This is a genomic window from Streptomyces sp. NPDC045955 (assembly GCF_056430805.1).
The window spans coordinates 232,905-255,237 of record NZ_JBWKKY010000003.1 but is presented as its reverse complement, the minus strand read 5'-3'; the positions used below and the strand labels follow the sequence as shown (position 1 = coordinate 255,237).

The 22,333-nt window shown below is 71.1% G+C and carries 22 protein-coding genes and 1 tRNA gene; 9 read left to right on the top strand and 14 right to left on the bottom strand.

The window, feature by feature from the left end:
• Nucleotides 1–5: 5 nt before the first annotated feature.
• From AC07F0_RS07595 to AC07F0_RS07585, 3 genes are read right to left on the bottom strand one after another with little or no spacing between them, the layout of a single operon-like run.
• The gene (locus tag AC07F0_RS07595) at nt 6–821 is read right to left on the bottom strand and encodes a glycoside hydrolase family 16 protein (RefSeq protein WP_478975516.1); all 816 of its coding nucleotides are present in this window, start codon (nt 819–821) and stop codon (nt 6–8) included.
• A gap of 4 nt (nt 822–825) precedes the next feature.
• On the bottom strand, nt 826–2,562 hold the full coding sequence (locus AC07F0_RS07590; RefSeq protein WP_478975513.1) for an NAD(P)-binding domain-containing protein: 1,737 nt from the start codon (nt 2,560–2,562) through the stop codon (nt 826–828).
• Nucleotides 2,559–4,388 (bottom strand): glycosyltransferase, encoded by a 1,830-nt coding sequence (locus AC07F0_RS07585; RefSeq protein WP_478975511.1) that lies wholly within the window; start codon nt 4,386–4,388, stop codon nt 2,559–2,561. Before AC07F0_RS07585 ends, AC07F0_RS07590 begins: the two co-directional genes overlap by 4 nt.
• A 180-nt stretch (nt 4,389–4,568) precedes the next feature.
• Between AC07F0_RS07585 and AC07F0_RS07580 the strand changes: the two genes are divergently transcribed.
• Entirely contained in the window at nt 4,569–5,456 is an 888-nt protein-coding gene (locus AC07F0_RS07580) for an alkaline phosphatase family protein (RefSeq protein ID WP_478975508.1), read from the top strand.
• Between the two features lie 8 nt (nt 5,457–5,464).
• Here the strand turns inward: AC07F0_RS07580 and AC07F0_RS07575 are convergent, their stop codons facing one another.
• Nucleotides 5,465–6,550 carry a GNAT family N-acetyltransferase gene (locus AC07F0_RS07575; RefSeq protein ID WP_478975505.1) on the bottom strand — a complete coding sequence of 362 codons (1,086 nt, stop codon included), beginning with the start codon at nt 6,548–6,550 and terminating at the stop codon, nt 5,465–5,467.
• The gene (locus tag AC07F0_RS07570; protein WP_478975502.1) at nt 6,547–7,629 is read right to left on the bottom strand and encodes a phosphotransferase family protein; all 1,083 of its coding nucleotides are present in this window, start codon (nt 7,627–7,629) and stop codon (nt 6,547–6,549) included. Before AC07F0_RS07570 ends, AC07F0_RS07575 begins: the two co-directional genes overlap by 4 nt.
• Before the next feature lie 152 nt (nt 7,630–7,781).
• On the opposite strand from AC07F0_RS07570, the gene AC07F0_RS07565 reads away from it, so the two are divergent.
• Nucleotides 7,782–8,510: a TetR/AcrR family transcriptional regulator gene (locus AC07F0_RS07565; RefSeq protein WP_478975499.1), complete on the top strand. Its 729-nt coding sequence runs from the start codon at nt 7,782–7,784 to the stop codon at nt 8,508–8,510.
• Here AC07F0_RS07565 and AC07F0_RS07560 read toward each other — a convergent pair.
• From AC07F0_RS07560 to AC07F0_RS07530, 7 genes are all read right to left on the bottom strand, one after another.
• The gene (locus tag AC07F0_RS07560; protein WP_478975496.1) at nt 8,476–9,300 is read right to left on the bottom strand and encodes a DUF427 domain-containing protein; all 825 of its coding nucleotides are present in this window, start codon (nt 9,298–9,300) and stop codon (nt 8,476–8,478) included. The two genes, AC07F0_RS07565 and AC07F0_RS07560, sit on opposite strands and share 35 nt — an antisense overlap.
• Nucleotides 9,301–9,356: 56 nt before the next feature.
• Nucleotides 9,357–10,340 (bottom strand): aldo/keto reductase, encoded by a 984-nt coding sequence (locus AC07F0_RS07555; RefSeq protein ID WP_478975493.1) that lies wholly within the window; start codon nt 10,338–10,340, stop codon nt 9,357–9,359.
• A gap of 181 nt (nt 10,341–10,521) precedes the next feature.
• Nucleotides 10,522–11,709, bottom strand: coding sequence for an ABC transporter ATP-binding protein (locus AC07F0_RS07550; protein WP_478975492.1), 1,188 nt, complete (start codon nt 11,707–11,709; stop codon nt 10,522–10,524).
• Between the two features lie 90 nt (nt 11,710–11,799).
• Nucleotides 11,800–12,633, bottom strand: a complete 834-nt coding sequence (locus AC07F0_RS07545; RefSeq protein ID WP_478975489.1) for a carbohydrate ABC transporter permease — start codon at nt 12,631–12,633, stop codon at nt 11,800–11,802.
• Nucleotides 12,633–13,586, bottom strand: a complete 954-nt coding sequence (locus tag AC07F0_RS07540; RefSeq protein ID WP_478975486.1) for a carbohydrate ABC transporter permease — start codon at nt 13,584–13,586, stop codon at nt 12,633–12,635. The genes AC07F0_RS07545 and AC07F0_RS07540 overlap by 1 nt, the downstream gene beginning before the upstream one ends.
• A complete protein-coding gene (locus tag AC07F0_RS07535) occupies nt 13,583–14,803 on the bottom strand; it encodes an ABC transporter substrate-binding protein (RefSeq protein WP_478975483.1) in 1,221 nt (406 codons plus the stop codon). Before AC07F0_RS07535 ends, AC07F0_RS07540 begins: the two co-directional genes overlap by 4 nt.
• A 414-nt stretch (nt 14,804–15,217) precedes the next feature.
• Nucleotides 15,218–15,291 (bottom strand) — tRNA-Pro (locus AC07F0_RS07530).
• A 102-nt stretch (nt 15,292–15,393) separates the two neighbouring features.
• Here AC07F0_RS07530 and AC07F0_RS07525 point away from each other — a divergent pair.
• From AC07F0_RS07525 to AC07F0_RS07515, 3 genes are all read left to right on the top strand, one after another.
• Nucleotides 15,394–15,969, top strand: a complete 576-nt coding sequence (locus AC07F0_RS07525; RefSeq protein ID WP_478975481.1) for a DUF309 domain-containing protein — start codon at nt 15,394–15,396, stop codon at nt 15,967–15,969.
• 499 nt (nt 15,970–16,468) lie between these two features.
• Complete coding sequence (cobF, locus tag AC07F0_RS07520) at nt 16,469–17,242, top strand: precorrin-6A synthase (deacetylating) (RefSeq protein WP_478975478.1); 774 nt, start codon at nt 16,469–16,471, stop codon at nt 17,240–17,242.
• 162 nt (nt 17,243–17,404) lie between these two features.
• On the top strand, nt 17,405–18,205 hold the full coding sequence (locus tag AC07F0_RS07515; RefSeq protein WP_478975476.1) for an HAD-IIA family hydrolase: 801 nt from the start codon (nt 17,405–17,407) through the stop codon (nt 18,203–18,205).
• Here AC07F0_RS07515 and AC07F0_RS07510 read toward each other — a convergent pair.
• Both AC07F0_RS07510 and AC07F0_RS07505 read right to left on the bottom strand, forming a co-directional pair.
• The gene (locus AC07F0_RS07510) at nt 18,191–18,964 is read right to left on the bottom strand and encodes a sulfite exporter TauE/SafE family protein (RefSeq protein WP_478975473.1); all 774 of its coding nucleotides are present in this window, start codon (nt 18,962–18,964) and stop codon (nt 18,191–18,193) included. The genes AC07F0_RS07515 and AC07F0_RS07510 overlap by 15 nt on opposite strands.
• Before the next feature lie 210 nt (nt 18,965–19,174).
• Nucleotides 19,175–20,362, bottom strand: coding sequence for a thiolase family protein (locus tag AC07F0_RS07505; protein ID WP_478975470.1), 1,188 nt, complete (start codon nt 20,360–20,362; stop codon nt 19,175–19,177).
• A 183-nt stretch (nt 20,363–20,545) separates the two neighbouring features.
• Between AC07F0_RS07505 and AC07F0_RS07500 the strand changes: the two genes are divergently transcribed.
• Genes AC07F0_RS07500 through AC07F0_RS07485 form a run of 4 tightly spaced genes read left to right on the top strand, consistent with a single transcriptional unit; the run spans nt 20,546 to nt 22,311 of the window.
• Complete coding sequence (locus AC07F0_RS07500; protein ID WP_436725825.1) at nt 20,546–20,803, top strand: WhiB family transcriptional regulator; 258 nt, start codon at nt 20,546–20,548, stop codon at nt 20,801–20,803.
• Nucleotides 20,800–21,282, top strand: coding sequence for a Dps family protein (locus tag AC07F0_RS07495; RefSeq protein ID WP_478975468.1), 483 nt, complete (start codon nt 20,800–20,802; stop codon nt 21,280–21,282). Before AC07F0_RS07500 ends, AC07F0_RS07495 begins: the two co-directional genes overlap by 4 nt.
• A 33-nt stretch (nt 21,283–21,315) precedes the next feature.
• Complete coding sequence (locus AC07F0_RS07490; protein WP_478975465.1) at nt 21,316–21,660, top strand: DUF3140 domain-containing protein; 345 nt, start codon at nt 21,316–21,318, stop codon at nt 21,658–21,660.
• A 3-nt stretch (nt 21,661–21,663) separates the two neighbouring features.
• Nucleotides 21,664–22,311: an HhH-GDP family DNA glycosylase gene (locus AC07F0_RS07485; RefSeq protein ID WP_478975462.1), complete on the top strand. Its 648-nt coding sequence runs from the start codon at nt 21,664–21,666 to the stop codon at nt 22,309–22,311.
• Nucleotides 22,312–22,333 lie beyond the last annotated feature (22 nt).

The window sequence follows — 22,333 nt, the reverse complement described above, 5'->3', positions numbered from 1 at the left end:
GTCCGTCACTCCTGCCAGACACGCACCCAGTCCACCGTCATCCGGGCGGAGTCCACCGAGGGGGGCGGCGACTGCGGTACTCCGACCGCGAGGTTGACCAGGACCTCCATCGGCACGTGCGGGATCCGCTCGGGTTCGGTCACGCGGAAGCGCCGGATCCCGTCGACGTACCAGCTCACCTCGTCGGGGGTCCAGAGCATGCCGAAGTCGTGGTGCTTGTCCGGGAAGGGAACGGGCCCGTAGGTGCCACGTGCCCGCTGGTCGCCCTCCGGGCTGCGCCAGTGCGCGTACATGAAAACCTGTTCGGTGCCTCCGAGGAACTCCATGATGTCGAGTTCGGGGGGCGTGAACTTGGACGCCGGCATCAGCCAGAAGGCCGGGAACATGCCCGCCTGCTCGGGAATGCGGATGGACGCCTCGAAGTACCCGTAGGTGAAGACGTGCCGGGGCTCGCCGTACCAGTCGTCCCTGCCGGTCGAGATCATGCCGGACCGCCAGGGGTACGTCTTGTCGTCGCTGCCGCGTGTGCTGCGCCGCTCGGCGTCCAGGCTCAGCTCACCGTCCCCGACGGAGACCTGGCCGGGCAGGTACCACTGCTCCTCGTCGTTGCCGCTGTTCGTGCAACCGTCCTCGTTCCAGTCGTAGCAGGTCGCCCAGCGGTCGGTGTCGAGGTCCGAGCCGTCGAACTCGTCGTGGAACGTCAGGTCCCAGTCCTGTGGCACGGGCTTCGGCCGGGCCACGTCCGGCTCGGTGGCGCCGCAGCCGAAGGCCAGCACCAGTGCCAACGCGGCCAGAGCGGGGCGCAGCCGTCGCGCGCGCACGGGGCTACCGCCGTTTTCCGGCCGTCACGGCGGCGGTGAGGCGGCGGGCGGAGAAGCCGGTGCCGGTGACGAACCGCAGCAGTGGCCCGAAGCTCGGGGCCGCCGCGAGCCCGGTGAAGTACAGGCCGGGCGTCGACGACTCGAACCCGGAGGTCAGCACCGGCGCTCCGGCGAAGACGCGCAGCGACTGCCGCAGGTCCGGATCGAGAAGGTCCAGGCGGCGAAGGTCGACCCGGTAACCCGTGGCGGCCAGGACGTGATCGACCACGATGTCCTCCGGCCAGCCGTGCTCGTCGAGCAGCCGCAGCCGGACCACCCCGTGCCCCGGCTCGGCGGCGACCAGGGTACGGCCGCACAGCACCGGGAACCGGCCCGCGGCCCGCTCCTTCAGCCACCAGGCGCCGGACGGTCGCGGTACGGCGCGCAGCAACTCCATGCGCAGCGGTGCGGGGAGGCGGCGGTAGGCCGCCCCGCTCCGGCACACGACGCCCAGCAGCGGGTGCCCGCTGCCGAGCGGTGAACCTGGCCCCGGCGGCCGGGAACGGTCGCCCGCGCCGTTCGGCGGCGGTGGGTCGAAGACCACGGCCGGCGTGCGGGCGACGACGGTGGGGCGGGCCCGCGCCTCGTGCAGCAGGGTCGCGTACTCGAGGGCGGACTGCCCGGCCCCGAGGACGGCCACGCGCTCTCCCGTGAAGCGGCGCAGATCTCGGTGCCGGCTGGTGTGTGAGGCGAGCCCTTCCTCGGCGCACGCACGCAACGCCCGAGGGACGTAGGCGTAGGGCACCGCGCCGGTGGCGAGCACCACGGAGGCGGCGAGCGGTTCCTCGCCGGAGTCGAGGAGCAGCCGGAAGCCGTCCTCCGCGGCCCGGATCCGGCGCACCCGGCGCGGCTCCAGCTCCGGCACCAGGTGCTCCTGGAACCAGCGTCCGTAGTCGATGTACTCGGCGAGCGGCACCGGGCGGGTGTCGTTGGCCCCGTCCAGGCCCAGTGCGGCGCGGAAGTCCGCGAGGGCGTAATTGTGCCGTGGGGTGGCGATCGCCGAGGCGGCCGGGACGGTCTGCAGGAGCATGCCGTCGGGCATGTGGGCGCGCCACGACTCCATGGTTTCCCCGAAGACCCGCAGCCGCACCCGGGCCGCTCGCAAGTGGCAGGCGGTGGCCAGGCCGTAGGGTCCGGCTCCGACGACGGCGACGATGCCTCCGTCGCTCGGCGGGCCGGGGCCCCGCGGCCGCGGGGGCGGTTTGCCGGGGGCCGTCGGTGCCGTCGTGCCCGGCTCGTGCGGTGTGTCCGTCGCCGACGCGGGCCGGGCGCCGGGGGACGGCGGTGCGTCGTCCGGGGCGATAGGCCTCGGTCGGGGCCGGCGGCTGCCCGGTGCGGGCAACAGGGCCAGGACGGACGTCATGACGGCGAGGGTGACGATCACGCGCGTGGTGGTGAAGGATTCGCTGAGGTAGAACGGCTCCACCGCGAGGACACCCAGGCACAAGCTGAGCACCACGGCCAGGAACGCGGTCTCCACGACGAACGGCCACCCCCGCTCGTGCCAGGGCGTGGGCCTGGCCCACCGGGTGGCCGCGAACCCCGGGCACAGCAGCAGGAACACGCAGATGATCAGAAGAAGCGGGACACCCCCGTCCGGCAGGGCCAGGGTCGCGGCGAGGGCGAGCCAGCCGGACAGCGCGAGCGCGATGCGCAGCGGCCATCTCCAGCGTGGCGGAAGGCTCGTGGGGAGCGTGGTCATGGCGCTTCTCCCGCGTCTGGGTTCTGGTAGCGGAAGACCACCGCGTCCTGGTTGCGGAACACTCGCACGAATCCGTAGGTATTCGACATCGCCCGGTCCATGCGCTGCATGGTGTCGGCGGGCAGGCTGCCGTTGAGGTAGCACTCCGCCGCCTGGGCGCGGCTCAGCACGATGTACGCCGGTTCGCGCACGGTGGCACCGTCGATGAACGGCTCCAGACCCTCGATCGGGTCCTCCACCAGCCGTTGCCGCACCTTGAGGTCCTGTTCGTTGAGCTGGATCCGCGGATGTTTGTCGTAGTTCATCTCCAGGCCGGGCACGTCCGACGTGAGGGAGACGATGAGGGACCCGGGAGGCGTGGTGGCCGTGACGAAGTGGGTGGCCGCCACCTCCTCCTTGGTGAAGTAGTTGGCCGACTCCTTGCCGTAGTAGCCGAAGAGCAGGCCGCCGAGCATCGCCAGCAGCAGCGGGGCGACCAGGAACACGCGCAGCCGCGGATGTCTTCGTGACTCGAACAGCAGGGCCGAGATGAGCAGGGCGGCGGCGGGCAGCGCGAACAGGTAGGCGCGGAAGATCATCTCGCCGCCGTAGGAGTTCGCGACGAGGACCGGCAGCGGAGCCAGGACGAGCAGCGGCAAGCCGGTACGGCGGGTCCAACGGCGCCTGACGAACGCCAAGGCCGCCAGCAGGAAGACCGCGGCGGACAGACTCCGGTCGATCCACGAGACCTGCACCTGCCCGGGTGCGGCGGTGCCCAGGGCGGCCAGCCCGGAGACCACGTTGGAGTCCGGCTCCAGCAACGCGCTGACGAACTCGCCCAGGTTGGCCGAGACGAAGGGGCGCGCGACGGTGACGTCCCAGACCACGGTCAGCAGCACCCCGGCGCCCAGCACCGGCAGCAGCACCCGCCGGTTGCGGCGCGGAAGCGACAGTGCGACCAGGGCGCTGACCATCATCAGCGGGCTCAGTGGGTGCGAGCAGACGATCACGGCCATGATCAGTACGACGAGCAGGTACCGGCCGACGGGCCATGCCCTGGCCTTGTCGCCCGGTGGCCGCTCGGCACAGCCCCGCAGTTGCCCCATGACGAGGGCGATGAGCGTGACGAAGAGCAGGAACGCGAACGCCTGGGGGGCGAAGTAGTCCTGCCCGACCCACGAGCAGGAGTAGAAGATCCAGACGGCTCCCCAGACGAGCCTCCGGTTCGTGGTCACGGCCCGGTAGATCAGGAGCAGCGGGGCGAGCAGCAGGACGTTGTTGACGGGCGGGGCCCACACCGCGTAGCCGAGGGACGACTCCAGGCCGGTGGCCTGCACCGCCAGGGCGTTGAGGTGGAAGAAGCCCGGCCACTGGTCGTAGACGTCGAGTTTCTCCGCGCCGGGCACACTGCCGCCGTTGCGGATCACGGCGTCCACGACCGCCACGTGCTTCCACGCCCAGCCGTAGCGCAGGGTGGGGTACAGCAGGGCGGGAGTGGCGTGCAGGATCGCGATCAGGCCGAGGACGTAGGCGGCGAACCAGCCGCCCCGGGTCCGCCGGTCGGACAGGGCCACGCAGAAGCCGGCGGCGAGCAGACCGAGAGCGACCCAGAAGAGCACCGGAAGCACCTGGAGCAGACCCAGGTCCGTCATGGCGTTCAGGTTCACGTGGCGCAGGGAGAGCAGCCACAGGGCGAGCGCGACGGGCAGGGCCGCACGCGCCACCCACTGCCCTGCCGTGGCCCGCCGGCGGCCGGGCGGCGGCGCCGGCGTCCCGCCGGGTCGCCGCGTCTCCAGGGGAGCACGCGGCGCCCACTGACCCATCGTCAGCGGCGAACGCTTGCCCATGGATATGCCTCCCGCACGGCGGGTGCGACGACCAGACCGGGAGCGCCGTGCGCGGCGCTCCCTCCATCGGCACACACCAGCGATCCATGCCGACCAATATGCGCCATAAGTGCTAAAAATTACGTTACTGCCCTTTGCTGCGACCGGCAGCGCGGATGGACCGACCGTCAGGGGAAAGCAGTGACAGCACGACTGATGACGCCGTCCCGCCCGGTGGACCGCATGCGGAAGTCGCTCGTCGCCGCGTCCGCCGCCTTGGGGGTGCTCCTGCCGGTCGCGGGCTGCGGCTCCTCGCAGGAGGGCGACGGCGTCCCCCGGCCGGACCACATCGTGGTGGTCGTTGAGGAGAACCGGGGTTATGAGGACATCATCGGCTCGCCCGAGGCGCCGTTCCTCAACGAACTGGCCCGCAAGGGCGCCAACCTCACCCAGTTCTTCGCCATCACCTATCCGAGCCAGCCGAACTATCTGGCCCTGTTCTCGGGTTCCACGCAGGGCGTCGACAACGACTGCCCGAACGACTTCTCGTCCCGCAACCTCGCCTCCCAGCTGATACAGGACGACCTGGCGTTCACCGGCTACGCCGAGAGCCTGCCGAGCGTCGGCTTCAAGGGCTGCACCAGTGGCCCCTACGTACGCCGGCACGCGCCGTGGGTGAACTTCACCAACCTGCCGGACTCCGTCAACCGCCCTTGGACGGACTTCCCGAAGGACTTCTCAGACCTGCCGGAGGTCTCCTTCGTCGTCCCCAACCTGGACAACGACATGCACGACGGGAGCATCAAGCAGGGCGACGCCTGGCTCCGGGAGAACCTCGGGGACTACGCGGAGTGGGCGATGTCCCACAACAGCCTGCTGGTGGTCACGTGGGACGAGGACGAGGGCGGCGAGGACGAGGACAACCACATCCCGACCGTTATCGTGGGCGAGCAGGTGAAGCCGGGCGACCATGATCAGCCCAACAACCTGTACGGGCTGTTGCGCACGATCCTGGACGCCTACGACCTCGACCCGCTCGGCCACAGCGCCCAGGCGAAGCCCCTGGACATCTGGAAGGACAGCGACTGACCGGTCCGTCAGGCGTCCTGGAACCGGATGACGCGTTTGACGGCCTTACGCACCCCGTGCTCCACTGCGGAGACGGGCAGCCGTTCTCGCGCGTAACGGGGGGACGGGCGGCCCACCGCTCCGAATCCCGCCTTGAAGTGCTCCAGTGAGGAGCCCGGGGCGGACTCGCCCATGTCGTAGACCTGGCAGCCTGTCTCGCACGCCTCCTCGATGGCCAGCCGGGTCAGCAGAGGGATGGCCCAGGTCCGATGGGCCAGGTCCCGGTTCATGGCCGATCGCCAGTATTTGGCGTACGGGCCGTGCCGCAGGACGACGATGGAGGCGGCGGGCTCCCCGTCACGCCAGGCCACCCAGATCGCACAGGACTCGCCGAATCGGGCGGCCACGGTGGCCAGTCGCCCCATGGGGAACTCCCGCCGCTGGCGCCACCGGGCCAGAGCCAGCGGCTCGTGCTGCTTCCTGGCCCAGCGCTCGATGGACCGGTCGTACAGCCGCTCGAAGACCGGGACGAGCCGGCCGGTGCGGTCCACCTCGACCTCGACGTGCGCCTTCTCGGCGCGTTTGATGTCACGCCGGGCCCGGCCGTGGAAACGGTGCTGCCACACGGCGCCGAAACCGCCGTCCAGATCCAGCACCTGGGTCAGGTGGGGCTCCAGCCGGAAGTTCCCAGGAGCGGCCCGCTGCCACGTCTCGGCGTCCTGCGGCCGGAAGCGCACGCCGACCCGCAGGGCCGGCCGGCGCCCCAGGTCCTCGAAAACCGCCCGCGCATGCTCGGGGCCGGCTCCTCCTGGGACCACCGGGCCTCCGGTCCCCCAGCCGGCCGGCCAGGACTCCTCCACGTCCAGCAGTCGTGGACGCCGTCCCCTGCTGACGAGCGGCAGTACGATCCGGACGCCCTCGCCGAACGCGTAGAGGCGGCTGGCATCCCGGTACAGCCCCGTCTCGCACAGGCAGTCGAGCCACGTCGGCGTCTGTGTGACGCTCGTGTCCGCGTCCTGCGCGGCCAGTTCCCACCAGGAGGCGCGGGGGGCCGGGGTCGTCACGTGTGCGGGACCTGCGGCGGTGTCGATCAGGAGTTCAGCGGGTGTGTTCACGGCGTTCTCCAGCGGGAACGTGGACTCTGCGGGCTGTTGTGCGCTAGTACCTCACCGAGGACGGAGACGACGTTGTCGGCGACCCACCGGTGGCTGCGCCCGTACCGGGCCGACTTCTCGAGATTCCCCGCAACGTGCCACAGCCAGGCCAGCAACGTGACCGCGGTCTCCGCCTCCGGGCCGGGAGCCAGAGCCCTCCCCTCGGCGAGCAGCCGCCTGTCCTCGGGCCGGAGGGAGGCACGCCGCACCACGTCGGCGACGACTGCGCCGAACTCCCGTCCGGCGAGCTGGTGCCGCATGGTCAGCACGAAGGTGTGGCAGTCGAGCAGAGCCGGGCCGTGGGGGACGGCGCCCGCCCAGTCGATCACCCCCGACAGGGGCCCCCGGCCCTCCGTCAGCAGCACGTTTCCCGGGTGGAAGTCACCGTGCGTCCAGGCCACCAGCAGTCGGCGCCCGGCCAGGGCGCGCTCCACCTGCTCACGCACCGCCGGCAGGGCCCGCGCGCCCTCGCCTCGGCGGCACCAGCGGACCTCCTCGGCCAGGACGGCCAGCCGGGGCTCCACCCAGTTTGCGATGTGGGGTGTCACCTCCTCCGTCCGTCCCGTGGCGAGGTGCAGCTCATGGATCGTCGTGAGTGCGGACTCGGTGACCCGACGGGCCAGTTCCGGGGAACGCCGCAGCAGTGCATCGGCCTCCACACCGGGCAGACAGGTCTCCACCACCAGGGGCAGCGGCCCCTCCAGACGGCGCTCCTCCACCAGGGGCAGCAGCCGCCGCCACGAGCCGAGCCGCTCGTCCCCGGCCAGTCGGCGTACGGCGTCGCACTCATGCGCCAGCGACGCGGTCGCGCGTGCGCTGCGGGGGTGCTTGACCATGGCGGCCGGCGCATCGTCGCCGTCGATCCGGAAGACGAGGAGGTCGGAGAAGGTCCGCCGCGGTCTGCCGGGGTCACCGTGCCGGACACCCTGGGCGCTGAGGGAGTCCGCGAGCCTGCGTGCCGCGAGAACGTCGGCGGGACGCGTCAGGAGAGCGGCGGGGCGCAGGGGCAGGAGGCCTCTCAGCTCCTCGGTGAACGTCATCCGGCACTCCCTCCAGCCAGATGCCCGCAAAGATGCCCATATCATCTCTTTTTATCATCGGGGCAGTGTGGCTGAGGTGCGACTCGGCCCTCATCGTGTATGTGTACGTCGTAGCGGAGTCGGCTCCGCCTTTCGCACACCGAGGAGGCAGCATGGCGAACGGCCCTGGGCCGGGCGAGGCCCGCCGCGCCAGCGACCGGGGCCGCTACGGCCGGCTGAGCCGGGAGCAGGTGCTGGTCACCGCCCTGGAACTGGTGGATCGCGAAGGCCTGTCGGCACTGAGCATGCGCCGTCTGGGTGCCGAGCTCGGGGTCGAGGCCATGGCGCTCTACCGGTACGCGGCGAGCAAGGACGCCCTGCTCGACGGGCTGGTCGAGGCCCTGTATCTGGAGCTGGAGGAGCAGCTGGCCGCCGACGCCGGTGAGGATGCCCACTGGCGGGCCGGGCTCCACCGCATCGCCCGCGCGACCTACGACGTGTGCCTCGCGCACCCCCAGGCCGTGCCGCTGCTCGCCACACGGCTGCTGGCGGTCCCGCTGGCCCGGCGGCCCGCCGCGGTGCTGAGGGATCATGAACGCGTGCTCACGCTGCTGCGGCAGGCCGGGTTCGACGAGGCCACCGCCCCCGCCGTGTTCCGCGCCTTCACCGCCTGGCTGCTCGGCTACGTGTCCGTGGAGCTGCGCCCGATGGTGGACAATCCGGACGAGACCGATCCGGCCTTCCGGCTGGGGCTGCACCGCCTGTCCGCCAGGGAGCTGCCGACGCTGCGGGAGACCGCGGCGGCGCTCGCCGAGCGGGGCGGCCCCGAGGGCCTCGCTGCCGGGCTCGACGCCCTGCTCGACAGCTTCAAGAGCGGTCCCGCTTCCGCAGCATCCGGCTGAACGGCGTGTCCGGGCGTTCCAGGCGCTCGCCGTCCAGCGTGATGTCGACGGCCTCGTTGAAGAAGGCGACCCGCCCCTGGATCGCCGCCACGGCCGGTAGTGGCTCGGGGTAGCTCCAGGCGATGTTGGGCGGCACATCGCCCTCGCCGCGCCAGGACCAGTACTCGGCGGTGCCCTTGTAGGGGCATCCGGTGCTGTGGTCGGTGGCGTCGAACAGGTCCAGGCGGACGTCCTCGCGGGGGAAGTAGTAGCGGGTCGGCAGGGAGGTCTCGAAGAGCAGGACCGGGGCGTGGGTGTCCGCGACGACCTGGTCCTCGATCTCGACCCGGACATGGCGGCTGCTCGGCAGTGCGTCGACGCGCTTGTGCGGGTCACGAGGGTGGATGAAGATCTCTTCCTCCTCCTCGTACCAGTGGTCGAGGCCCGTGTCGGTGCGCGGGAACCACTCGAAGGCGATGTAGCCGGCCAGGTCGTCGGCGGGGAACGTCCAGGCCGCGTTCGCGCGCACCTCGCCGTCGGCGTCGAGGTCGTAGAAGATCCGGGAGCCGGTGTGCTTGCCGGTGGGCGGGTGCTGCGCCGGGTGGAGGAGGTCGGTGCGGACGTCGTCGTGCGGGAAGGCGTACTGCGGCACGGGCAGGTGGGGTTCCCAGACGAGGACCGGGTGCCGGCTGTCGACGACGGTGATGTCGCGCTTGCGGCCGCGCACCCAGCGCTCGCTGGGCTCCCACATGAGGCCTTCGGGGGTGGTCCTGATCGACCGGGCGGCGAGGTGGGCCGGGTGGGTGGTCATGGCCGGTGCTCCTTCCGGAGGTCCGGATGTCCGGTTCCCTCCACGGTCCCACGGGCTCAGTGCGCCGCGTCCAGCCTGGCCCGCTGCTCGGCGGTCAGTTCCAGGTCCACCGCGGCGAGGTTCTCTTCCAGCTGGGCCACCGAGGAGACCCCGGCCAGCGGGACGATCGGCAGGTCGCCGCCGATCTGCCACGCCAGCACGACCTGGTTGACGGTCGCGCCGGTCTCCCGGGCCACCTCCCGCAGCGCCACCAGCCTGGCCGGGGTGCCAGGGTGGTCGAAGTCCGCGGGCAGCCGGCCCGGGTGGGTGTAGGCGCCCTTCAGCAGGGGCGAGTAGGCGACAAGTGTCAGTCCGGGCTCGGCCCGCAGGTAGCTCAGCAGGTCGGGGCCGGCGTGGCCGAGGCTGCCGTCCGGGAAGAGTTCCTCGGGTACGTCGGTGCGGGGGCGCAGGTGGCTGTGCGCGTACTGGAGCACTTCGTAGCCGGGCAGTCCGGCCGCGGCGGCGAGGGCACGGGCCCGCTCGACGCGCCAGGTCGCGTGGTTGCTGACGCCGAGCAGTCCTACGGTGCCCTCGGCGACTAGTTCGGCGAAGCCCTCGACGGTCTCCTGGAGGGGGACCTCGTGGTCCTCGATGTGCGCGTACAGCAGGTCCAGCTTCGCCGTGCCGAGCCGCTCGCGGCTGCGTTCGGCAGACTCGTGGATCACCTTCGCCGACAGGCCTTCGGGGTTGTCGACGTAGCTGGTGCCGGGGGCAAGCGGGCGGGCGCCCAGCTTGGTCGCGATGACGATCTCGTCGCCGATGCCGCGGCTGCGCCGCCAGCGGCCGAGGAGTTCCTCGCTCTGGCCGCCCTGGCCGCCGTCGGCCCAGAACGCGTAGTTGTCGGACGTGTCGATGAAGTTCCCACCGGCTTCGACGTACCGGTCGAGGACGGCGAAGGACGTCTTCTCGTCCGTCACCGAACCGAACAGCATCGCGCCGAGTGCGAGCACGCTCACCTCGCGGCGCGTGCGCGGGTCCGTGCCGATCGTGCGGTAGCGCATGGCTGTTGCTCCCTCCGTCGCCGCCCCGGATCCCGGGGCACGAAGGGGAGTCTTCAGCTTGGAGCGCACTTGAGGTCAAGGGCCTGCGGCGGACGAAGGCCGCACAGGGAACAGGGCGAAGACGAGCCGCCTCTTGAGTCGCCGGGTGCACCCAGTGACTCGCGCCCTGTGTGGTGCGTCGTCAGTCCGCCCTCAAAGGATGCGTGAGGTTGGCTCCGGTCCCCGGGTGGAACACGTGGGCCTTGGCCATGTCGACCTGCAGCTCCACCGGTTCACCCTCGCGGGCACGCGTGGCGGCGTCCAGGCGGGCGACGAGGTGACTGGCGTCTGCGCCGGTGTCACGCATGCCCGAGTCCGTGGCCAGCTCCTCCAACTCTGCGCTCGTCGCGGGACCGCCCTCCGCGGTGAAGTAGACATACACATCGGAGCCCAGCGACTCCAGCACCTCCACGGTGGTGGTGAAGACCGGGCCCGTTCGGTCACGGTCGTGCGCCAGGGCCACGTCCTCGAATGCCTCCGGCCGCAGACCGAGGATGACCTCGCGCGGGGCGTTCTGCCGTTCCAGTGCCTGTCTCGTACGGTCGTCGAGGGGAAGGTCACCCACGGGCGAGCGCAGGACACCGCCCTCCAGGGTGGCGTTCAGGAAGTTCATGGCCGGGGAGCCGATGAAACCCGCGACGAAGATGTTGCGCGGGAGGTCGTACAGCTCGGCGGGTGTGCCGATCTGCTGGACCAGGCCCTGCCTCATGACCACGACCCGGTCGCCGAGCGTCATCGCCTCGGTCTGGTCGTGGGTGACGTACACGGTGGTCGTGCCGAGGCGGCGCTGCAGCCGGGAGATCTGGGTGCGCATCTGTACCCGTAGTTTGGCGTCCAGGTTGGACAGCGGCTCGTCCATCAAGAACGCCTTGGGATCACGGACGATCGCCCGGCCCATGGCCACCCGCTGGCGCTGGCCGCCCGAGAGGTTGGAGGGCTTGCGGTCCAGGTGCTCGGTCAGGTCGAGGATCCGGGCGGCTTCCGCCACCTTGGCGTCGATGGTGGCCTTGTCCACCTTGGCCAGGCGCAGCGGGAAGCCCATGTTCTCACCGACGCTCATGTGCGGGTACAGGGCATAGCTCTGGAACACCATGGCGACGTCGCGTTCCTTGGGAGCCAGGTCGTTGACGACTCGGTCTCCGATGCGCAGGGTGCCCTCGGTGATGTCCTCGAGTCCCGCGATCATGTTCAGTGTGGTGGACTTGCCGCATCCCGACGGACCGACCAGGATCACGAACTCGCCGTCGGCGATCTCGAGGTCCACGTCCTTCACGGCGAGGGCCCCGTCGGGAAAGCGCTTGGTGACTCCCTCAAGGATGATCTCGGCCATCGATGGTGCCTCCTTGCCTTCATGCCTTCCGGGTCCGGATACCGCGGTCGGTGTCTCGGACCGGTGGCCTGTCTGCCGCGGTCGGCCCGTTCACCCCTTGACTGCCCCTGAGGTCAGTCCGGCGACGATCCGCCGCTGGAAGAACAGGACGAAAACGATGATCGGGATGGTGATGACCACAGCGGCGGCGGCGATCGACCCTGTGGGCTGCTGGAACTGGGAGCTCCCGGTGAAGAACGCGATCGCGGCCGGCACCGTGCGCGCGGACTCGGTGGAAGTGAGCGAGATCGCGAACAGGAAGTCGTTCCAGCAGAAGATGAACACGAGAATGGCCGTGGTGAACACGCCCGGCGCGGCCAGCGGCACGATGACCATCCGGAAGGCCTGCGCGGGCGTCGCCCCGTCGACTTTGGCCGCCTTCTCCAGATCCCAGGGGATCTCCCGGAAGAAAGCCGACAGGGTGTAGATCGCGAGCGGCAGGGAGAAGGTCATGTACGGGATGATCAGTCCGACCCAGGTGTCGAAGATCCCGATGATCCGCTCGATGTTGAACAGGGGTGACACCAGGGAGATCGGCGGGAACATGGCGATCAGCAGTGACATGCCGATGAGCACCCGCTTGCCGGGGAAGCGCAGCCTGGCCACCGCATAGGCGGCCATGGTGCCCAGCGCCACCGCGATCGCCGTGGCGATGAGGGCGATGCCGATGGAGTTGATCAGCGCCCGGGTGAACTCGGAGGTCGCGAAGATGCCCCGGTAGTTCTCCCAGGTCCAGTCCCTCGGGATGTAGTCGCCGTCCGTGAGGGTGCTGGGGTCCTTGAACGACAACGCGGCGATCCACCACACCGGGAACAGGGCGTACAGGACCACCACGACGTTCACGACGGTCCATCGGGCGGCATGCGTCTTGCCTACGGCGGCCATCAGCGCTTCACCTCCGCGCCGGGTGCGGCTGCGCCGAACAGCTTGACGAAGGTGAAGGCGATGATCCCGACGCAGATGAAGATCAGGACCGAGATCGCCGACCCGATGCCCAGGTTCAGCGCGGTGAACAGGTTGTCGTACCCGAGAATCGACACGGAGCCGGTTCCCTGGGCCCCCGCGGTCAGGATGTAGATGTTGTCGAAGATCCGGAACGCGTCCAGTGTGCGGAAGAGCAGCGCCACCAGGACGGCCGGCTTCATCAGCGGCAGCATGACCTTGGTGAAGCGCTGCCACGGGGTGGCGCCGTCCACCATGGCCGCCCTCAGGGTCTCCTCGGGGACCAGGGCGAGGCCGGCGAGCAGCAGCAGGGCCATGAACGGGGTCGTCTTCCACACCTCCGCGAGGACGATCAGCCACAGGGCCGGCCACTGCTCGGTCAGCGGGGCCTCGCCCGCGGGCAGCAGCTCGGCGAGGTAGCCGAGGTCCGGGGTCCAGGCGTACTGCCACGAGAAGGCGGCGACCACGGTGACGATGCCGTACGGGATGAGGACCGACGTGCGGACGACGCCGCGCGCGAAGATCGTGCGGTGCATGACCAGGGCGAGGCACATGCCGAGGACCAGTTCGATGGCCACGGACACGGCGGTGACGAACAGCGTCACCCAGAACGCGTCCCACCAGAACTGGGAGGTCAGTACGGCCCCGTAGTTGCTCAGGCCCACGAACTTCGCCTGCCCCGGAAAGCGCAGGTCGTACCGCTGGAGGGACAGGTAGACGGCGTATCCGATGGGATACGCGGTCACGGCGAGCATGACGACGACGGCGGGTGCGCACAGCAGCCAGCCGAGCCGCCGCTCCTGCCGGGCGCCCACCGAGAGCGCCGCCTTGTCCTGCCGTGTCTGCTCCGCCTCGGGGGGAGCCGGTGCTCCGGCCGGTTCCGCTTGCATGCTCACGGGATCACACCCTCGGATCGCAGGGCATCGTCGATCTGATCCCTGATGGTCTCGATGGAGCTCACCGGCTTGATCCCCGACGGCGGGGACAGCGTGTGGGAGACCGCGATCGAGATGTTCTGGTAGGCCGGAGTGAGCGGCCGTACGCTCGCCGCCTGCAGGGAGGCCAGGACCTCCCGCGAGAACGGGTATGCCTTCATGAACGCCGGCTCGTCGTACAGGCCGCGCAACGTGGGCGGCAGACCGCCCTCGAGCGCGGCGGTGAGCTGGTTCTCCCGGTTACGCAGGCACAGCGCCGCCTCGAAGGCCAGGTCGGGGTGGCGCGAGTAGGCGCTCACAGCCAGATCGATGCCCCCGATCGTGGGCCGTGCCGGGCGGTTCGCGTCGACCCGAGGGTACGGCGCCCAGCGGAAGTTCTTGAACAACGCGGCGTTGTTCGCCTTCATCGACGGATAGACGAACGGGTAGTTGAGCTCGAACGCCGCTACCCCCGACTCCATGGCGAGGCGGTTCTGGTCCTCCATCTGGTTCGACAGGGAGGGGTCCGCGGCCGGGGACTTCGCCAGATCACGCATGATCCCGGCGGCCCGCGAGGCAGGAGGACCGAGAGCAGGCTCGGTCGCGCTCGCGTTGAGAATGGAGCCGCCCGCACTGTTGATCAGCGTGTTGAACCAGACGGTCAGGCCCTCGTACTGGGCGCCCTGGATCTCCACGAAGTGCGGCTTGCCCTGCCGGGCGAGAGCGCCGGCCATGTCCAGCATTTCGGCCCAGGTCCTGGGCGGGGTGGGCACCAGGTCCTTGCGGTACCACAGGAGCTGGGTGTTGGTGTTGTACGGGACGGCGTACAACTTGCCTTTCCAGGTCGCGGTCTGCAGCGGTACGCGCAGGGTGCCCTCGACGGCCTGCCGTTTCGCCGTCCCCGTCCATTCCCGGATCCAGCGCGCCTCGGCGAACTCCGCCGCCCAGGTGACGTCCAGGCCCAGGATGTCGAGCGATTCGTCCTCGGCGGCGAGTCTGCGGACAAGCTGCTGGCGTTGGCCGTCCGCCGCACGCGGGAGCTTGTTGTAACTGATCCGGTAGCGACCGCCCGACGCCTGGCTGCACCGGTCGGCCGCCTTCTGGAGCGCACCGGAGTCGTCGGGGAAGTTGTACCAGTTCAGGGTGGGCCTGCCGGAGCCCTCGTCACTGCCACAAGCGGCGAGCACCGAAGCCAGCAACGGCAGTACTGCGAACGCCCGCAGCCATCGCGTCCCTCTCGGACGTCCCCTCTGACCCGAAAGGGGCCGGCAGCCGCACCTCGCGTGCACGCGCTCCACACCTCGTTTCCGGACGGTGGCACAGGACTCGGACCCCGCAGCGATTCCCTCTCGGCGAACACTAGGGGCCCCATAAGGCACGACCAAGCACATATCGCATCAAATCACCCAATGGCTCACCGGAGGAGCCCACCTCGGCGAACCTGCTCGCGCGGAAAGGGGGTGTTGCCGGACGCGGCGGCAAGGGAAACGTCGGCCGGTCAAGAGCGTTGGGCGAGCGCCCCGATCGACGCCCGGCCGCCTCTGGTCCCCAGGAACGACGAAGAGGCCACTTCCGATGAACCGGAAATGACCTCCGACCTGCTACGTCACAAGTCGGGACGACAGGATTTGAACCTGCGACCCCTTGACCCCCAGTCAAGTGCGCTACCAAGCTGCGCCACGTCCCGATGCGCGCCCACCGCGGTGAACCGCGTGATCGCGCGAACAGCACTTTACCCCACACCCCCGCCCACGCCGAAAGTCGGCCCCCGGAGCGGGACAATCACCGTATGGGCAGCACAGACAGCAGGGGAAACTCCGAGAACACGGGACACACGGGGGGCACGGCCACGGGCCGGCCCGGTGGCGCCCGGGACCGCGACAGCGAGGGGCGGGCGCGCAACGCCCGGCCGCGGGACGGCCTGGGCCGGCCCCTGCCGTACGACGCGCCGGGCGTGCCGCGGCAGCCCGAGGGCGTCGTCCGCGCGCCGGAGGAGACCGTCGCCGAGGCGCAGCGACTGCTGGACGAGGGGAAACCGTTCCACGCGCACGAGGTCTTCGAGGACGCCTGGAAGTCGGGCCCCGACACGGAACGGGAACTGTGGCGCGGCCTCGCCCAGCTCGCGGTCGGCCTGACACACACCGCCCGCGGCAACCTCACGGGCGGGGCGCGTCTGCTGCGGCGCGGCGCGGGCGCGGCCGAGGAGTGGGCGTCCGCCTCCGGGGAGGCGACGCCGCACGGGATCGACATCGGCAGCGTCGCCGCCTGGGCACGGGAGCTGGCCGAGGAGGTGGAGCGGGAGGGCAGCCCGGTGGACGCGGGGGCCCGGGCGCCCCGGTTGCGGGGTGCGGAGGCGGGCCGCTGACCAGGCGGACACGGAGCAGGAGCACGCCGGGTGTGGAAGCGAGCGCGGAAGGCCGACCGGGGCCCGGCGCCCGAGGTGCAGGGCCTCGGCTGGGGTCATGGACTCGGGGCCATGACCCGGGACACCCGGCCCGGCCACCCCGGTGTCGGCCCGGGCACCCGGCCTCGATCCACACCCGCCACACCCCTGGCACAGCCACCCCGGCTACGGCCAGAGGGACCCGCCCGACCCGATCCGGGCCCCGGGGCGGGAGCAGCGCGCCACCCGGTCCATGGAGCACGAGCACCCCCGTATGACGGCACGGCCCCGCCGCACCACCCGGCCCCCCGCGCATCCGGCGGCCGGCCGGTCGATCCGGAGCGCGCAAGCCCCGATCCAGGACACCTGAGCCGGGCACGGGCGCCGCCCGGGACGCGCGAGGCCCCGGGCGCTGGGCGGAGCAGCCCCGCGGAGTGGGGCGTGCCCGGCGTTGTCAGTGGGCTGCGGGAGACTCGTCGGTGTGCGGAAGATTCATGTCATCGGTATCGGCGCGGGCGACCCCGAGCAGCTCACCCTCCAGGCGGTCAGGGCGCTGCGGAGCACGGACGTGTTCTTCGTCCTGGACAAGGGCGAGGTGAAGGCCGACCTCACCCGGCTGCGGCGGGACATGCTCGACGCGCACCTACCGGACGGGGCGACGTACCGGGTCGTCGAGGCCCGTGACCCGGAGCGGGACCGGACCGCCGGCGGCGGGGCCTACTCCCCCGCCGTCGAGGAGTGGCGCAGCGCCCGCGCCGTGGTCTACGAGCGGCTGATCGGCGAGGAGCTCGGCGCGCAGGAGACGGGCGCGTTCCTGGTGTGGGGCGACCCGGCGCTGTACGACAGCACGCTGGGGATCCTGGAGGAGGTGCTGGAGCGGGGCGCGGTGGCGTTCGAGTACGACGTCGTGCCGGGCATATCCAGCGTCTCGGCGCTCGCCGCCCGGCACCGGACGGGGCTCAACCGGGTCGCCCGGCCCGTGCAGATCACCACCGGCCGGCGGCTCGCGGCGGGCTTCCCCGAGGGCGTGGACGACGTGGTGGTGATGCTCGACGCGCACCAGGCCTTCCGGCAGTACGCGGACGACGACATCGAGATCTACTGGGGCGCCTACCTCGGCACCCCGGACGAGATCCTCGTCTCCGGTCCGATCGCCGAGGCCGGGCCTCGGATCGAGCGGCTGCGTGCCGAGGCCCGCGAGCGCAAGGGCTGGATCATGGACACGTATCTGCTGCGCCGGCACCCCCGCGACTGACACGGCTGGGGCGCGTGTCACCGGGACCGGTGGCGTCGCCGTCAAGATCATCGACAGTACCGACCTGGACACCATACGGCGGATCGTCCGGGAGTCCGACACCCGGCTCCACGCGGCGGGTACCGACCGGCGGAGACGGCTCACCGTGGTTATCGTCCAGGCATGGAGTCCGTGCGTGCCGTGCTCGTCGACATCGACGGGGTGCTGACCGTCTCGTGGCGTCCCCTGCCAGGGGCCGTGGAGGCGTTGCGGGAGATCCGGGAAGCCGGGTTCGCCGTGCTGCTGGTCACCAACACGACGTCCCGGACGCGGGCGTCGATCGCCGGGACGCTCGTGGAGGCCGGGTTCCCGGTGTCCGCCGAGGACATCCTGACCGCGCCCGCCGCCACCGCCTCCTACCTCGCCGAGCACTGCCCGGGCGCCCGGTGCGCCCTGCTGAACAGCGGCGACATCACGGAGGACCTCGACGGTGTGACCGTCGTCGACGCGGGGGACTCCTCCACCGTGCCGGATGTCGTGCTGATCGGCGGGGCCGGTCCGGAGTTCGGCTATGCGGCGCTGGACCGGGCCTTCGGGCAGCTGCAGCGCGGGGCCCGGCTGGTGGCGATGCACCGCAACCTGTACTGGCGTACGGCCGAGAGGCTGCGCCTGGACTCGGGGGCGTTCCTGGCCGGGCTGGAGCAGGCCGCCCGAGTGGAGGCCGAGATCACCGGTAAACCGGCCCGGGCGTTCTTCGAGGCGGCGCTCGCGCGGCTGGGCGCGGGTGCGGGCGAGGCCGTGATGGTGGGCGACGATGTCGAGTCCGACGTGCTCGGTGCGCAGCGGGCCGGCATCACCGGGGTCCTCGTCCGGACCGGCAAGTTCCAGCCGGAGGCCCTCCGGGCCGCCGACGGCACGCCCGAGCACGTGATCGACTCCTTCGCGGACCTTCCCGCGCTCCTCCGGGGTTCAGCGCAGCAGTAGCTGCAGTCCGCCCACGACCGTCGCCGCGATGACCAGCTGTTCGAACAACCGCTGGTTGATCTTGTTGACCGCCCACTTGCCGAAGAACGCGCCGGGCACGACGAACACCACGAGCGTCAGGTCGAGGAGCAGGGAGTGGCCGTCGATCAGGCCGAGACCGGCGCTGAAGGGCAGCTTGGAGACGTTGACGATCAGGAAGAAGAAGGCCGACGTGCCGAGGAAGCCCAGCTTGCGGAAGCCCGCGGACAGCAGGTACATCGACATCACCGGGCCGCCCGCGTTGGCGACCATGGTGGTGAAGCCGCCGAGGACGCCGTAGGAGCGGGCTTTGATCCGGCCCGCCGGGGTCGTGACCGACTCCGGCTCCTGTTCCGCGTCCGCCGTACGCCTGCGCCAGACCGTCACCGCGGCCATCAGCAGCAGGATGGCGCCGATCGAGGTCCGTATGATCGCGTCGTCCGCCCACATCAGGAACACCGTGCCGACGACGACGCCCGCGGCGACCGCCGGGAACAGCCGCCACAGCGTGGGCCAGTGGGCGTGCCGCCGGTAGGTGGCGACGGCGAGCAGGTCACCGGCGATCAGGACCGGCAGCAGCACCCCGGTGGAGGCACGGGCGGGCAGCACCGCGGCGAAGATGGCGAGGCTGACCGTGTTGGCCCCGCTCACGGCGGTCTTCGAGAAGCCGACGAGCAGGGCCGCGAAGGCGAGCGCGGCGAACTGCCAGCCGGTGATGGACCAGAGCGTCATCGTGTTCATGCGAGCACTGATGCTATGTGCAACGAACCGGGCCTCGCGGAGCCGTCTCGCCGGTCGGGCACGATCGGCGGCCGTGGGCGGCCCTCGGGGCTTCGTCACTTTGGACCCCGGCCTGTTCAGCACGGCTCAGGAGGCCGTGACACCGGCCGTGCGCCGACTGCCGGCCGGCCTCGGCCCGACCGCGCTCGGCGGCTGCCCGCGCCGGGACGGCTACGCCCGCTCGACCAGCAGCGCGCTCCCCTGTCCCACCCCGACACACATCGTCGCCAGGCCCCGCCCCGCCCCGGTTCGCCGCATCCGGTGGAGCAGCGTCGTCAGGATGCGGGCGCCCGAGCAGCCCAGCGGGTGGCCGAGGGCGATGGCTCCGCCGCTCGGGTTGACCAGGTCGGGGTCGATGCCCAGCTGGTCCACGCAGGCCAGGGCCTGGGCCGCGAAGGCCTCGTTGAACTCGGCCTCCTCCAGGTCGCCGATGTTCCAGCCGGCTCGGGCCAGTACCTTGCGGGTGGCGGGGACCGGGCCGATGCCCATGACGTCGGGGTGAACGCCTGCCGAGGCTCCGGCGACATAGCGGCCCAGGGACTCCAGGCCCAGCTCGCGCAGGGCGTCCTCGCTGACCAGGAGGAGGCCGGCGGCGCCGTCGTTCATCGGGGAGGCGTTGCCCGCGGTGACCGTGCCGCCGTCCCGGAAGACCGGCTTCAGCCGGGACAGCTTCTCGTACGAGGTGTCCTCGCGGACGCACTCGTCGGTGTCGACGACCACCCCGTCGGGGCGTTCCACGGGCAGGAGTTCGTCGTCGAAGTGGCCGTTCTTGCGGGCGAGGGCGGCGCGCTGGTGGCTGCGCAGGGCGAAGTCGTCCTGGCGCCCGCGCGGGATGCCGTAGCGCGCGGCGACCTCCTCCGCCGTCTCTCCCATGGAGAGCAGGCCGTGCAGGTCCCGCATCGCGGGGTTGACCAGGCGCCAGCCGAGGCGGGTGTCGGCGGTCTCGATGCGGTGCGGCAGGGCTTCGTCGGGGCGGGGCAGGACGAAGGGGGCGCGGCTCATCGACTCGGAGCCGCCCGCGATCACGATGTCGGCCTCGCCGGCGGCGATGGTGCGGGCCGCCGTGGTCACGGCCTCCAGGCCGGAGGCGCAGAGACGGTTGACGGTGGCGCCGGGCACGGACTCGGGGAGACCGGCGAGCAGCGCGGCCATGCGGGCGACGTTGCGGTTGTCCTCGCCGGCCTGGTTGGCGGCACCCCAGTAGACGTCGTCGATCCGGGCCGGGTCGAGGGCGGGCACGTCGCCGACCAGGGCGCGGACGACGGTCGCGGCGAGGTCGTCGGGCCGTACGGAGGAAAGGGAACCCCGCAGCTTGCCGATGGGCGTGCGGCGGGCGGCCGCGAAGTGGACGGGACGCACGAGAGGACTCCTCACACCGCATAATTAGCACTGCTAGTTTCGGACTATAGACCCTCGGTTCGCTCCCTGTGAAGATTCCGGGGGCAGAAGTGCTCCCGGAGGGCGTTATCGCAGGTCGGAACAACCGGTCTCCATGCTTCCGCATCGAGTTTGCCCCCGTGCGCCCTGGGCACCCGCGCGTCCATGGAGTGGTTGCGGAGCGCCGCCTGTGTGGACGAGGACCCCGAACTGTTCTTCCCCGTGGGCACGGCAGGTCCGGCCCTGCGCGACGTCGACGCCGCGAAGCGGATCTGTGCGCGCTGCCCGGTGACCGACCAGTGCTTGAGCTTCGCGCTGAGCAGCGGCCAGGCCGCGGGCGTGTGGGGCGGAACCTGCGAGGAGGAGCGCGACGCACTGCTCCGGACCATGAGGAACGACGCGAGAAGGAGAAGCGCCCTATGACGGCTGTGCGGAGCACACTGCCCGACGAAGCCCGCCGGGTCTCGTGCGAGGCACTGCAAGACACCTTGGTGGATCTGCTCGGGCTCTCGCTGATCGGGAAGCAGGCGCACTGGAACATCGTCGGACCGCGGTTCCGGTCGATCCACCTCCAGCTCGACGAGGTGGTCGCGTCCGCGCGGAACTTCGCCGACACGGTGGCGGAGCGGTCCGCGGCGCTCGGCGTCCCGCCGGACGGCCGTCCCGAGACGATCGCCAAGGCCTTCACGCTGCCCGCCCCCGAGGAGGGCTGGGTGCGCGACTCGGACGCCGTGCAGGTGATGGTGGAGTCCCTCCAGGACGCCATCGGCCGGCTGCGCGAGCGCATCGACGCGACCGAGAAGGCCGACCTGGTCACCCAGGATCTGCTGATCAGTATCACCGCCGAGCTGGAGAAGCAGCGCTGGATGTTCGACGCCGAGAACTTCCCCCGCGAGGGCTGACCAGCGCGCACGTACGTACGGAAGGGGCATGAGATGACCGACGCCCTTGAACTGGACGCGCTGTGGGAGGACTTCCACCGCGTGGTGAACATGACCTCGCAGGAGCTCGCGGCCTGGTTGCGGATGCGGGACGCCGACGAGGACGCGGAGCCGCTGCCCGACCAGGCCGGGACCGAGACCGGACAGCACGTCCTGGCGATCCTCCAGAAGCGGCGCACCGACCTGACCGAGGACGATCTGCGCGTGATGCGGAACGTCGTGGACAGGGTCACCTCGCAGGTGGACCTGGAGAACGAGCCGATGCCCGAGGTGACGGCCGAGGACACGCGCCGCCGGCGCCGCCTGATGACGGTCGGCCACGATCCCCTCAAGGGGTAGATCGTGGACCGGCAGGAGCGCGTCGTGCGCGAACTTCTCGACGCGCACGGCCGGACGTACGCGGACGAGGCGGGCATCCCGCTGAAGGACACCCCGCAGCCGCTGTACCGGCTGCTGGTGCTGGCCCATCTGCTCAGCGCCCGCATCCGCGGCTCGATCGCGCTGGCCACCGCCCGTGCCCTGCACGAGGCGGGGCTGCGCGACCCGCGCCGCATGGCACAGGCCGACTGGCAGGAGCGGGTGGACGCGCTCGGCCGGGGCGGCTACCGGCGCTACGACGAGCGCACGGCGACCCAGCTCGGTGAGGCCGCCGAGCTGTTGAACGAACGGTGGGGCGGGGATCTGCGGCGACTGCGCCGGGAGGCGGACGGCAAGGTGTCCGAGCTGCGCCACCTGCTCCAGGAGTTCCCCGGGATCGGCCCGGCCGGAGCCGACATCTTCCTGCGCGAGGTGCAGGGCGTGTGGCCGGAGGCCGCCCCCTACCTCGATGCCAAGGCCCTTCAGGGTGCCGAGCGGCTGAAGCTGCCGAAGGACACGGACCGCCTCATCGAACTGGCCGGGCGGACGGACCCGGCCGTCCTCGCCGCGGCGCTGGTGAGGGCGGCGGTGGACAAGGACGTGGCCGACGGCACACTGCGGCGGGCGGCCTGACCATCCCGGGCCCGCCACTCAA